The sequence below is a fragment of the Allorhizobium undicola ORS 992 = ATCC 700741 genome (assembly GCF_000621665.1).
In the GTDB taxonomy this organism is placed as follows: Bacteria; Pseudomonadota; Alphaproteobacteria; order Rhizobiales; family Rhizobiaceae; genus Allorhizobium; species Allorhizobium undicola.
Genome location: NZ_JHXQ01000004.1, coordinates 222319 through 234900, shown reverse-complemented (window position 1 = coordinate 234900; position 12582 = coordinate 222319). Strand labels below are relative to the sequence as shown.

Here is a 12582-nt window from a genome sequence, read left to right as displayed (position 1 = left end):
CGTTGGGCGGTTCTTTTCGTCGGCGGTGGTTTCTTCCGCTGGACCGCTTAGATATAGGGAGTATGAAGGGATTCTTTCAATCTCCGGAGATCCGACCATGACCGAAGGACACGAAGAAACGCCGCAGCTTGCCGCTGCGAAAGAGCTGTCACCGGCGGCAAGACGCGCGCTGGAAGAGGCGGAGGCCCGCCGCAGGGCCGAAAAGGCGGCTGCGATGCCCAGGGAAATCGGCGGGCGCGGCGGTGCCGATCCTGCCCGCTTCGGTGACTGGGAAATCAATGGCCGTGCCATCGATTTCTGACCTGTGGGGCGATTTCTGATCTGTGGGATGATTTCTGACATGGCGGAGGCGGCGCTGTGATTTCGCCGCAATTCATTCCGATGGAAGATCCGCTATGATAGGGTGGGTCCCCACCGAGATTTGCGGGCGATAACAGCTTGATGGCCAAGGCAGGAAAAAGAGGGCAATCCAGACTGCGTGCAGCAATGCTCGCGGCAGGCCTGAGCGTGGCCATGCCGATGCTGGCACTGTCTCAGGAGGCGGCTGCGCCCGCCATTGCACCTCCCGCTTCCGATCCGGGCGTGGCTCCGGGCTCTGACGCCTCCGCTCCGCCAGCCTCAGCTGCCGCACTTGCGGCGGACGATCCGGCCGCAGCTCTTGAGGCCAAGCGTGATCAGGTGTCGAAGGAGCTTGCGGCGCTGTCGGATACGTTGAAGCTTTCCGCAAGCAAGGCCGAGGAGCTGCGCCGCAGCATCGATACCCTGGACAAAAGCACGGCCAGCCTGAAGCAGGCGCTCATCGATTCGGCCACGCGCCGCAAGGACATCGAGCAGAAAATTTCCGATGGCGAGAAGAAGCTTGCCGAATACGGGGTGCGGGAGGATGCGATCCGCAAATCCTTCCGGTCCCGCCGCGCCGTGCTTGCCGAGGTTCTGGGCGCGCTGGAGCGCATGGGGCGCAATCCGCCGCCTGCCCTTCTTGTCAAGCCGGAGGATGCGCTGGGGGCTGTTCGCACCGCCATTCTGCTTGGTGCGGTGGTGCCGGGAATGCGCAAGGAAACAGAGAAGCTGGCGCAGGATTTGCAGGAACTGGCCGATTTGCGCAAGGCGGGCGAAAAACAACGCGAGGACCTGACGGCAAGCCTCAAGGGCCGCCAGGAGGAAGAGGCCCGCATGGATCTGCTTCTGGCCGAAAACGCCCGTTTGTCACAGGAAAACAGCGCGCAATTGCAGGACGAGATGCGCCGTTCCGAAGCGTTGGCGCAGAAATCGACCTCGCTGGAAGGCCTGATTTCCGGACTGGAAAGCGAAATCGCCTCTGTGAAGGCTGCCGGGGAGCAGGCCCGGCTGGAAGAGCGCAAACGCCAGCAGATGACGGAGGCAGAGCGGGAAAAGGCGCGGCAGGAGGCCGAGGCGGCGGCGCCCGATAAAAACCGCATTGCGCCCGCATTTTCCCTCGATGAATTGAAGGGAAAGCTGCAATTGCCATCCGTGGGTGAGGTCATGCGCCAGTTCGGCGATGCCGACGGCACCGGGCACGATGCCAAGGGCATGGTCATGGCGACGGCGCCAGCCGCGGTGGTGACGGCACCTGCCGATGGAACGGTGGTTTATGCCGGGCAATTCCGCAGTTATGGCAAGATGGTCATTCTCAATATGGGCGGTGGCTATCACGTGATTTTGTCTGGCATGGAACGGGTGACGGGTCATGCCGGACAATTCGTGCTGTCAGGAGAGCCGATTGGTGTTATGGGAGAAAGAAGAGTGGCAAGTGCTGCGGCTTTCGCGCTGGAAACGGATCGGCCAACCCTTTACATAGAGTTTCGCAAGGACGGAAACTCGGTTGATTCCCGACCATGGTGGGCGAAGGACGCCGGAAAGGTACGCAATGATTCGTAGGGCTTCTTTAATGGTGGTTGGCGCGCTGATGGGCGCGACGGCAATGAGCGTCATCTATTCGGCCGGAGTGCCCGCGCAAGCGGCCAGCAATTCCACCTATAAGGAGCTGGCGATCTTCGGCGATGTCTTCGAGCGTGTTCGCGCGCAATATGTGACGCCGCCGGATGAAAAGAAGCTCGTGGAAGCGGCCATCAACGGTATGCTGGCCTCGCTCGATCCGCATTCCAGCTTCATGAACGCCGAAGAAGCGGCCGACATGCAGACCGACACCAAGGGTGAATTCGGCGGCATCGGCATTGAAGTGACGATGGAAGACGAGATGGTCAAGGTCATCACCCCCATCGACGACACGCCCGGTGCGCGGGCAGGCATTCTGGCGGGCGACCTGATTTCGGAAATCAACGGCCAGCCGGTGCGCGGTATGCAGCTTTCCGATGCCGTGGAAAAGATGCGCGGTCCGGTCAATACGCCCATCAAGCTGACCATTCTGCGCAAGGGCGCCGACAAGCCGATCGAACTTTCCGTGACCCGCGAAATCATTCCGATCCGTGCGGTAAAGTCCCGCGTTGAAGGCGATGTCGGCTATCTGCGTGTCTTCAAGTTCAGCGAAAAGACTTTCGACGATCTGGAAGCCGCGATCAAGAAGATCAAGACGGACGTGCCCGCCGACAAGCTCAAGGGCTATGTGCTGGATCTGCGTCTCAATCCGGGCGGTCTGCTGGATCAGGCCATCTATGTGTCGGACGCCTTCTTGCAGAAGGGCGAGATCGTTTCCACCCGCTCGCGCGATCCGGAAGATACCCGCCGCTTCAATGCCACGGCAGGCGACCTTACCGATGGCAAGCCGCTGATCGTTCTGGTCAATGGCGGTTCGGCTTCGGCGTCGGAAATCGTGGCGGGCGCCTTGCAGGATCTCAAGCGCGCCACGGTGGTCGGCACGCGCAGCTTCGGCAAGGGCTCCGTCCAGACCATCATTCCCATGGGTGACAAGGGCGCGCTGCGCCTGACGACGGCGCTTTATTACACGCCGTCCGGCAAGTCGATCCAGGGGACCGGCATCCATCCCGATGTGGTTGTCGAGCAGCCGCTGCCTCCGGAATTGCAGGGCAAGGTGCGGGCCGAGGGCGAATCGGCCCTGCGCGGCCACATTCAGGGCCAGAGCGAAACGGAAGAAGGTTCCGGCTCCTTCGCCTATATGCCGCCGGAAGCCAAGGACGACATCCAGCTGAACTATGCGCTGGACCTGCTGCGCGGCAACAAGAAGGATGCGTCCTTCCCGCCGGATCCTGCCAAGGCGGCGGTTGAAACCCTGCAAAAGAAGGCAGCCGAAAGCAGCCAGAAGAAGTAATGGCGACATTGCCGCCGGGACAGGGCAACCCCGTACCGACGGCGCCTGTCTGGGAAGCTTTGCGCGGGAACTGGTGAACCGCATCGTCTTCCTCAGCAGATATGATTTCTTTCCTGAAACGCCGGACGGATCGCTTCCGCCCGGCTTTTTTCTTGAACCGGCGCGGGTGCGAAGGCATGGTCGGCGCGTCGGCAGATGATTCGAACAGGGCAGAAGCGTGGGCGTCGATCTACATGCACCGCTGGGGCAAAACCGCCCTCCACGCCGCCGCAAGCGGTTGCGCTGGGGCGTGTTCCTGCCAGGCCTTGCGGCATTGGTGGCCATTGTCGGACTTTCAGCCTATGCGGCCTTGCAGCCGCTGGGGGTGAAGGATGTGGCCAGCCTGACCGATCCCGGCCAGCAACAGCAAAAGGCAAGCGTGCCGGATCGCGGCGCAACACCTTCAACGGGCCGCTCACCGGCCATGCGGGCTCCTCTTTCCGGTGCGCAGGTGGAGCGGTCCACCATGGCGGATGGTTCGGTCGTCACCACCTTCAAACCCACGGACCGGACAAAGGGTGGTCCGGCCCTGATTGCCGCTTCCCGCATTGGGCAGGAACCGCGCATGGCCGCCATTCCCAACCCGGATTTGATTGAAAACAGCGCCGTTGGGCCTTTGCCGATCATTGGCCCGGACGGTTTGCGTCCGGTCGAGCAATATGCGCGGCCCTGGTCGGGGGCCCATGGCACGCGCATCGCCATTATCGTCGGCGGCATGGGACTGAGTCAGACGGGGACGCAAAAGGCGATCAAGCTTTTGCCGGAAGAGGTGACGCTGGCCTTTGCCGCCTCCGGCAACAGCCTGAACCGCTGGATGCAGGAGGCCCGCCGCGCAGGCCACGAGATCCTGCTGCAAGTGCCGATGGAACCCATAGGCTATCCGGCAAACGATCCGGGACGCGGCACGCTTCAGGTGGGCAAATCCGCCGAGGAAACGCTGACGTCCCTGCACCGTTCCATGGCCAGCATCACCAATTATACCGGCATCATCAATTATATGGGCGGGCGTTTCATGGCCGATGCCGCCGCCTTCGAGCCGGTGCTTCGCGAACTGGCCGGGCGGGGCCTGCTTTTCGTTGACGATGGCAGTTCGGCCCAGTCCCTGAGCGAGAGCCTTGCCCGAACCGTGGAACTGCCCCATGCCATCGCCGACCTGCAAATCGACGATCAGTTGAAGGACGAGGCCATTCTGAAGCGGCTCGATGAGCTTGAACGGATTGCCAAGCGCAATGGAGCGGCGATCGGGGTTGCCTCGGCCTTTGATGAAAGCATAGCAGCCATTACCAAATGGACCCATGAAGCAAAGGCACGCGGCATCGAGATCGTCGGCGTATCGGCGCTGGCGCTTGAGAATGGGCAATGACGGCAGGCGGGACCGGTTGCGAGGGCTTGCGCCAGCACTGGCGGCTGGCCGGAATGCTGGTTCGTAACATCAATCCGGGACCGTGCGATCGGTGGACGGTCGCATTGTCCTCTTCACTGGAAAAGCAGAGGATGACATGACAGCTCCCATCAAGGCAGAAGATCTTCCCTACCGTCCCTGTGTCGGAATCATGGTGCTGAACAGTCAGGGCCTTGTGTGGGCGGGGCGGCGCATTCCGCTGGAAAATTCCGAATATGACGGCTCTCCGCAGCTCTGGCAGATGCCGCAGGGCGGCATCGATCCCGGTGAAGATCCTCTTGAGGCCGCCTATCGCGAACTTTACGAGGAAACCGGCATGAAAAGCGTGAGCCTCCTGGCCGAGGCTCCGCACTGGATCAATTACGATCTGCCGCCGCAATTGATCGGCATCGGCCTGAGGGGCAAGTATCGCGGCCAGACGCAGCGCTGGTTTGCCTTTCGCTTCGAGGGCGACGAAAGCGAGATCGCCATCAATCCGCCGCCTGCCGGTCAACATGCGGAGTTCGATGAATGGGCCTGGAAGCCCATGCAGGATTTGCCGGGTCTGATCGTGCCTTTCAAGCGTGGTGTTTACGAAGAAGTGGTGCGGACCTTCCTGCATCTGGCGGCCTGACGCAGCTTACCCCTCCTGACGTCCTCCTTTCACGCCCATCGGAACCACTGTGCCCTGCGGCAAAGACAAGGAACAAAACCCGCTCGCACACGTTTCCCCGGCATCTCGCGCGGGAATTTTTCCGCGCGTCAATCCAGGTCGATTGCTGATGCGTAATGAACGATGACGCAAAGCGGCCGCTGGTGTGAGGATGCGACGGGCCGGAACGGTGTCATCGACACGACAGCCTTGACCATGCCGTGCCGGTCCACGTGTTTCAGGCGAATTGCGATCAAAGGTGCCGGCTCCCGCTTCCCGCGCCTTTCGGGTTCTCGATGGAGGAAGCTCATGAATTCCGTGCAGGCAGACAAGAAGCTCATCAAGTTCGCCATGGCTGCTCCCTATCTGGACAGGGAGGAAGAAAGGCAGCTTGCGCTGCGCTGGAAGGACAATCAGGACCAGCACGCCCGCAATCGAATCGCGCTGGCGCATATGCGTCTCGTGGTTGCTATGGCCTCGAAATTCCGCGGCTTCGGCCTGCCGCTCGGCGACCTCATTCAAGAAGGTTACATAGGGCTGCTGGAAGCGGCGGCAAGGTTCGAACCGGCACGTGACGTCAGATTTTCAACCTATGCCGGATGGTGGATCAGGGCTTCCATGCAGGATTACATTCTGCGCAACTGGTCCATCGTGCGTGGCGGCACGAGTTCGGCACAAAAGGCGCTGTTCTTCAATCTGCGCCGTCTGCGCGCCAAGCTTTCCCAAGGCGATCAGCGGCTGACGGAGCAGGCCATTCACCAGGAAATCGCGACCGCGCTGGGCGTGAGCCTTGCCGATGTTCAGGCCATGGATGCAAGGCTTTCAGCCAATGACACGTCGCTTCAGGCCCCTGTGTCGCAGAGCAGCGGCGGCGAAGGCACGGAAAAGCTCGACATGCTGGCCAGCGACGAGCCGCAGCCCGATGAACAGGTCTCGGAGATGATCGACAGCGAACGCCGCCTCCACTGGCTGAGTGGTGCCATGTCCCGGCTGAACGAGCGGGAAATGCGCATCATCCGCGCGCGCCGCCTTGCCGAAGACGCCGCAACGCTGGAAGAGCTTGGCAGCGAGCTTGGCATCTCCAAGGAGCGGGTCCGACAGATCGAAACGCGCGCGCTGGAAAAATTGCGCCACGCACTGGTCGAAGCACATCCCGAAATGGCGATGTAAAATGCGTCGCGCAGAAGTCTCGAACGGTTTTGCGGCCAAGACATGCGTTAAAACAAGCATTGTCCCGAGAAAACCGTGACTACATTTCTCGTGGAAATGCTTCAGAAATCCTCCCAGCCGGGACCACCTGCCGCCGCGACCTTGCGAGCGGCTGGCTGACGCAGCTTCGGTCGTTCATTGCGCAATTGCGTGGCCATTGTCTGCGAGACCTGACGCATGTTTGCCACCTGGAGGTCCGCGCCGCTCAGCGTGAACTGGGCGATCAGCTCCCGCAATTTCACCGCCTCCTCCGCGAGCGAGCCCGATGCCGCGGTTGCCTGCTCTACCATGGCAGCGTTCTGCTGGGTTGATTGGTCCATAACGTTGACGGCCTGATTCACTTCCTTCAAGCCCGTGGATTGCTCCCTCGCCGATGTGGCAATCGACTCCATATGGCTGTTCATCTCGATGATGAAGCCGCCGATGGTCTTAAGGGCCTCGCCGGTATCGCGAACCAGTTTCACGCCGCTTTCGACCTGCATGGAGGAGTTCTGGATAAGGCCCTTGATCTCCTTGGCGGCCTGTGCTGCACGCTGGGCCAGCTCGCGAACCTCTTGTGCAACGACGGCGAAGCCTTTGCCTGCGTCTCCGGCACGTGCGGCCTCAACCCCTGCATTCAGCGCCAGAAGATTTGTCTGGAAAGCAATCTCATCGATGACACCGATGATATTGGAGATCTGCTGGGCGGATTCTTCGATTTTACGCATGGCCTCTTCGGCATCGGAAACCACCTGTGCGGAACGGGACGCTGAATCATTGGCCTGCATGGCAACATTGCGGGCTTCTTCGGTGCGCTTGGTGGAGTTGGCGACGTTGGAGGTTATCTGTTCCACGGCCGCTGCCGTCTCTTCCAGCGATGCAGCCTGCTGTTCAGTCCGCTTCGAAAGATCGTTGGCGCCAGAAGCGATCTCCCGCGTGCCGTGATCCATCGTCTGGATGCCAGACGCAATGAGGGAAAGGGTCTCATTCAGCTGATCGACCGACTTGTTGAAATCCAGCCGCAAGGGCTCGAAATCCGGCGAGAAGGCCTCGGTCAGGCGGAAGGAAAGATTGCCTGAGGCAAGGCGACGAAGGCCACCGGCAAGGCCTGCCGTCGCTTCTGCAAGACGGCCGGCCGCTTCGGCTTCTGCCCTCTGCTGCACACTGCGGCGCTCCTGCTCAGCCTCGACCCTTGCGCGTCCGGCATCAGCCTCAAGCGTGACCTTTTCGATCGCATTCTGCCGGAAGACTTCAAACGCCTGATACATCTGGCCGATTTCGTCATTCTTGACAGCGCGGACGCTGCCAATGGACGTATCGCCCTTCGAAAGCCGGACCATGCCTTCCGTTAAAGTCCGAAGCGGGCGCACCACGACCGTCCGGAACATGAATGACGTGCCGATCAGAATAACAAGAAGGGAAATCTCGAAGACCAGCATCAGCTGATTTGCGGATTGCTTTGTCGCGTCAAGCTTGTCCTTTGCCTCGCCAGTAAAACGGCGGGCATTCTGGACAGACGTCTCGACAGCCGTCTGCAAGGCATCGCGGATCGGAGTCGTGGCTGCGGCGCGGACTTTGGCGAGATCCTTCAAATCGCCAAACTCGGTGCTCTTGACATAGTCGCCGATCACCCTGATGGCTGAACCGTATACATTCAGACTGTCGTTGATGTCCTGAAGCGCCTTTGGCACGACCGCGATGCTGATCGGGGTCTGTAATGCTTGTTGACCCGCAAGCTTGGCTGCATCGACAGCATTATAGGCGGCATCCATTTCGGCAACCGATTTGGAAAGCGCCACGTCCCGGGCTGCCGTCTGCATTTTCATGTAAGCGACCTGCGCTTCCTGGATACCGGCCAGAATCGTCTGTTCGCGCGCCACCACCGCCTCGGCGTCCGCAATCCGCATGTTCGTCACCGAATTGGTCAGCAACATTCCCGCCACGACCGCAAGACCAAGAACAGATGCGGCATATATTTTCGTGGAAATCTTCATTGATGCAAAAAGCGACATCGCAAACCCCTCCGTCGATCGTCCCCAAGCCTTCTCTTCAAGAAGTCCGCCAGCTGCATCCAACAGCAAGCGCGCCCCTCTGAAGCCCGTAAGACTTTTATAATGTACAAGTAAAACCTTCTTTAAATTGTAGTAAAAACCAAGATCTATGCTTTTTTAGCTATTATGACGGATATTTTTATTTTAATTTCTCGATTTATGACAGTATATATCTATGCATTACTCTTGTTTATTTATCTTTGTAATAATTTAACAATGAAAAAGCGCCCACCCTGTTGAAGGGGTAGGCGCTCGATGTTCTGCTTCCTGGAGCGGTTCATTGCTTCACGGAAACATTGAACCCGTGTTCACCGGAAAGGCTCTAACTGTTTGTTTTTACGCATTTTCGGACGGAAAACCGGTTTCCACTTTTCCTGAAAATGCTCTAGTGCCGGAAGTGGCGAATGCCGGTGAACACCATGGCCACGTTATGCTCGTCCGCAGCGGCAATCACTTCGGCATCGCGCATGGAGCCGCCCGGCTGGATCACGGCGGTGGCGCCTGCGGCAATGGCGGCCAGCAATCCGTCCGCAAAGGGATAGAAGGCTTCAGAGGCAACGGCTGAACCGCGCGTCAAAGGCTCGGCCAGCCCCATGGCCTGTGCTGCCTCTTCCGCTTTTTGGGCCGCGATGCGGGCGGAATCGATACGGCTCATCTGGCCAGCGCCAATGCCTGCCGTCTGGCCATCCTTGGCATAGATCACCGCATTGGATTTCACGTGCTTGGCGATCTTGAAGGCAAATTTCATGTCCTCAAGCTCGGTTGCGGTCGGAGCGCGCTTCGTCACGACCTTGAGGTCGAGATCTTCCACCACGACATTGTCGCGGCTCTGGACCAGCAGTCCGCCCGACACGGTCTTGGCCGTCAGGCCAGCCGCACGCGGATCGGCAAGGCCATCCGTAACCAGCAGGCGCAGATTGGCCTTGCGGGCAATGATGGCCTGGGCCTCATCGCTGGCGCCGGGGGCGATGATGACTTCGGTAAAGAGCTTGACGATTTCCTCCGCCGTTTCGGCATCGAGAATCTGGTTCAGCGCGATAATGCCGCCAAAGGCCGAAACGCTGTCACAGGCCAGCGCGCGGGTATAGGCATCCTTCAGGCTCTTGCCCACGGCAACGCCACAGGGGTTGGCGTGCTTGATGATGGCGCAGGCCGGGCCGTTTTCCGGCAGGAATTCCGAAACCAGCTCGAAAGCCGCATCGGTGTCGTTGATATTGTTATAGGAAAGCTGCTTGCCCTGAAGAAGCCGCGCGGTTGCCACGCCGGGGCGCTTCTCGCCCGTAACATAAAAGCCCGCCTTCTGATGCGGGTTTTCGCCATAGCGCATTTCCTCCTTCAGCACTCCACCCAGAACGCGATGGCGCGGCATGTCGAGCGACAGCGCCTCGGCAAACCAGTTGGAAATGGCCGCATCATAGGCCGCCGTGCGGGCATAGGCGCGAGCGGCAAATTTCTGGCGCAGGCTGTAGGGCGTCTGGCAGCCATCCTGATGCAGTGCCTCCAGCAGTTCGGCATAATCGGCGGGATCGGTGACAACGGTCACATAGGCGTGGTTTTTGGCCGAAGCGCGGATCATGGCAGGACCGCCAATATCGATATTCTCCACCGTGGTCGGATAATCGCCACCGGCAGCACGCACCGCCTCGAAGGGGTAGAGATTGATGACGGCAAGGTCGATGGCACCAATGCCGTGCTTTTCCATGGCCGCCACATGATCGGCATCGTCACGAATGGCCAGAAGCCCGCCATGCACGTTCGGATGCAGCGTCTTCACGCGGCCATCCATGATTTCCGGAAAGCCCGTGACGTCCGAGACATCCGTGGCCGCCAGACCCGCATCAACCAGCGCCTTGTAGGTGCCGCCGGTGGACAGAAGCTTCACGCCCATATCCGCAAGCGCCCGCGCCAGTTCGACAATGCCGCTCTTGTCGGAAACCGACAACAGGGCCGTCCTGATACGCACTTTCTCAGGGGCGGGAATTTTCTTGGAAACGACGGCCATGGATGCTCTCCGGTCAAGGCGATAGCGCAGGACTGCCGAAAAGAAAGGCCGCTTTCCGGCAAGATCCCGCTCGAAACATTGGGATGCCGCCCGCCTAGCACAGCCGAACCGAAGAAGAAACCGGGCGGGCGCAGATTCTGCCTGCCAGGGCCAAATCCCTGACGTGCATCGTGCCGGGCGGATAGCGCCTTACCCTTCCAGTTCCTCGCGCAGCATTTCCAGTTCCAGCCATTCCTCTTCCATGCGGGTCAGGCTGTCGCGAAGTTTTTCCATCTCCCCGGCCAGCCGGTTGAAACTGGCGGGGTCTTTTGCAAAGAGATTGGGATCGGCCATTTTCGCCTCGCGGGCGGCAATTTCCTTCTCCGTCTTCTCCATCTCCTTGGGCAGGTTTTCCAGCGCGAATTTCTGCTTGAAGGAGAGCTTGCCCTTGCCTTTTCCGGCCTGATCCGCAGGCTTTGGGTTTGCGGCTTCAGCCTTGGCCTTTTCGGCCTTTTCCACCCGCTTGCGCTCGTCTTCGGCGCCCTTGCGCTGCGCCAGCATATCGGAATAGCCGCCCGCATATTCGATCCAGCGGCCGTCCGGCGCCTCGGGATTGGCGGGGGCAATGGTGGATGTCACCGTGCGGTCGAGAAAATCGCGGTCATGGCTGACGAGAATGACCGTGCCGGAATAGCCCGCGACGATTTCCTGCAACAGGTCCAGCGTCTCGATGTCGAGATCGTTGGTCGGTTCGTCAAGGATCAGCAGGTTGGAGGGCTTGGCCATGATGCGCGCCAGCATCAGCCGCGCCCGTTCGCCACCCGAAAGGTTGCGGATCGGCGTGCGCGCCTGTTCCGGCTGAAACAGGAAGTCCTTCATATAGCCGGTCACGTGCTTCTGCTCGCCATTGACCAGCAGGTTTTCGCCACGGCCATCGGTGAGGTAATGGGCCAGTGAATCGTCCGGATTGAGGTCTTCGCGCTTCTGGTCCAGCACGGCAATGTCCAGATTGGTGCCGAGCTTGATCGTGCCGCCATCGGGCTCGAACTGGCCGGTCAGCATCTTCAGAAGCGTCGTCTTGCCAGCACCGTTCGGACCGATGAGACCGATGCAATCGCCGCGATGCACGCGCAGCGAAAAGGGCGTGACAATGGCCCGCTCGCCATAGGACTTGGCGATCTTGTCCGCCTCGATCACCAGCTTGCCGCTTTCCTTGCCTTCGGTGGCGCTGGCCTGAATGGTGCCCTGCGGCCCCTTGTGGCCGCGATAATCGGCACGCATCTGCTGCAATTGCCCCAGGCGGCGCATGTTGCGCTTGCGCCGCGCCGTCACGCCGTAGCGCAGCCAGTGCTCCTCCCGCTCGATGGCCTTGCCAAGCTTGTGCTGGGCAAGCTCTTCCTCTTCCAGCACCTTGTCGCGCCATTCCTCGAAATGCGCAAAGCCGCGATCGAGCCGCCGCGACGTACCGCGGTCGAGCCAGACGGTGGCCGTGGAAATCTTTTCCAGAAAGCGCCGGTCGTGCGAGATCAGCACCAGCGCGCTGCGGGTTTTCTGCAATTCGCCTTCCAGCCACTCGATGGTGGGAAGATCGAGATGGTTGGTCGGCTCATCCAGCATCAGAATATCGGGCTCCGGCGCCAGAACGCGCGCCAGTGCCGCACGGCGGGCTTCCCCGCCGGAAAGGCTTTGGGGATCCTCCTGCCCGGAAAGACCGAGATGCGAAAGCAGATAGGTGACGCGGTAGGGATCGTCCCCTGGCCCAAGCCCGGCTTCGGCATAGGCCTGAACCGTAGTGAAACCGGCAAAATCGGGAGCCTGCTCCAGATAACGGATCGTTGAGGACGGATGCCGGAACACCTCGCCCGACTGGGCCTCCACCAGACCGGCGGCAATCTTCATCAGCGTGGACTTGCCGGAGCCGTTGCGGCCGACAAGGCAGATGCGGTCGCCCGGCTCCACCTGCAAGCCCGCGCCATTCAGCAGGGGCGCGCCACCGAAGGAGAGAAAAATATCGTCGAGTTTCAAAATGGGCGGCGCCATGGC

9 protein-coding genes are annotated in these 12582 nt (G+C 60.4%); 6 read left to right on the top strand and 3 right to left on the bottom strand.

The window, feature by feature from the left end; genetic code table 11:
• Nucleotides 1–97: 97 nt before the first annotated feature.
• The 6 genes from T424_RS0106710 (at nucleotide 98) to T424_RS0106685 (ending at nucleotide 6489) form a co-directional block, all read left to right on the top strand.
• Complete coding sequence (locus T424_RS0106710) at nucleotides 98–301, top strand: DUF1674 domain-containing protein (protein WP_027487054.1); 204 nt, start codon at nucleotides 98–100, stop codon at nucleotides 299–301.
• Between the two features lie 212 nt (nucleotides 302–513).
• Nucleotides 514–1899: a murein hydrolase activator EnvC family protein gene (locus T424_RS0106705; protein WP_245269453.1), complete on the top strand. Its 1386-nt coding sequence runs from the start codon at nucleotides 514–516 to the stop codon at nucleotides 1897–1899.
• Entirely contained in the window at nucleotides 1889–3247 is a 1359-nt protein-coding gene (locus tag T424_RS0106700; RefSeq protein WP_027487052.1) for a S41 family peptidase, read from the top strand. The genes T424_RS0106705 and T424_RS0106700 overlap by 11 nt, the downstream gene beginning before the upstream one ends.
• A gap of 217 nt (nucleotides 3248–3464) precedes the next feature.
• Nucleotides 3465–4649, top strand: coding sequence for a divergent polysaccharide deacetylase family protein (locus T424_RS0106695; RefSeq protein WP_027487051.1), 1185 nt, complete (start codon nucleotides 3465–3467; stop codon nucleotides 4647–4649).
• 136 nt (nucleotides 4650–4785) lie between these two features.
• Nucleotides 4786–5301 carry an RNA pyrophosphohydrolase gene (locus T424_RS0106690; protein ID WP_027487050.1) on the top strand — a complete coding sequence of 172 codons (516 nt, stop codon included), beginning with the start codon at nucleotides 4786–4788 and terminating at the stop codon, nucleotides 5299–5301.
• Nucleotides 5302–5628: 327 nt separating this feature from the next.
• A complete protein-coding gene (locus T424_RS0106685; protein ID WP_027487049.1) occupies nucleotides 5629–6489 on the top strand; it encodes an RNA polymerase factor sigma-32 in 861 nt (286 codons plus the stop codon).
• A 101-nt stretch (nucleotides 6490–6590) separates the two neighbouring features.
• Here the strand turns inward: T424_RS0106685 and T424_RS20335 are convergent, their stop codons facing one another.
• From T424_RS20335 to T424_RS0106670, 3 genes are all read right to left on the bottom strand, one after another.
• Entirely contained in the window at nucleotides 6591–8519 is a 1929-nt protein-coding gene (locus tag T424_RS20335) for a methyl-accepting chemotaxis protein (RefSeq protein WP_051558824.1), read from the bottom strand.
• A 424-nt stretch (nucleotides 8520–8943) separates the two neighbouring features.
• Complete coding sequence (gene purH / locus T424_RS0106675) at nucleotides 8944–10560, bottom strand: bifunctional phosphoribosylaminoimidazolecarboxamide formyltransferase/IMP cyclohydrolase (RefSeq protein ID WP_027487048.1); 1617 nt, start codon at nucleotides 10558–10560, stop codon at nucleotides 8944–8946.
• A gap of 189 nt (nucleotides 10561–10749) precedes the next feature.
• The gene (locus T424_RS0106670; protein WP_027487047.1) at nucleotides 10750–12579 is read right to left on the bottom strand and encodes an ABC-F family ATP-binding cassette domain-containing protein; all 1830 of its coding nucleotides are present in this window, start codon (nucleotides 12577–12579) and stop codon (nucleotides 10750–10752) included.
• Nucleotides 12580–12582: the final 3 nt, after the last annotated feature.

Coding starts and splice junctions, on each gene's coding strand:
- T424_RS0106685 (WP_027487049.1), top strand. CDS start 5,629: ATGAATTCCGTGCAGGCAGACAAGAAGCTCATCAAGTTCGCCATGGCT.
- T424_RS20335 (WP_051558824.1), bottom strand. CDS start 8,519: ATGTCGCTTTTTGCATCAATGAAGATTTCCACGAAAATATATGCCGCA.
- T424_RS0106710 (WP_027487054.1), top strand. CDS start 98: ATGACCGAAGGACACGAAGAAACGCCGCAGCTTGCCGCTGCGAAAGAG.
- T424_RS0106670 (WP_027487047.1), bottom strand. CDS start 12,579: ATGGCGCCGCCCATTTTGAAACTCGACGATATTTTTCTCTCCTTCGGT.
- T424_RS0106700 (WP_027487052.1), top strand. CDS start 1,889: ATGATTCGTAGGGCTTCTTTAATGGTGGTTGGCGCGCTGATGGGCGCG.
- T424_RS0106690 (WP_027487050.1), top strand. CDS start 4,786: ATGACAGCTCCCATCAAGGCAGAAGATCTTCCCTACCGTCCCTGTGTC.
- T424_RS0106705 (WP_245269453.1), top strand. CDS start 514: ATGCCGATGCTGGCACTGTCTCAGGAGGCGGCTGCGCCCGCCATTGCA.
- purH (WP_027487048.1), bottom strand. CDS start 10,560: ATGGCCGTCGTTTCCAAGAAAATTCCCGCCCCTGAGAAAGTGCGTATC.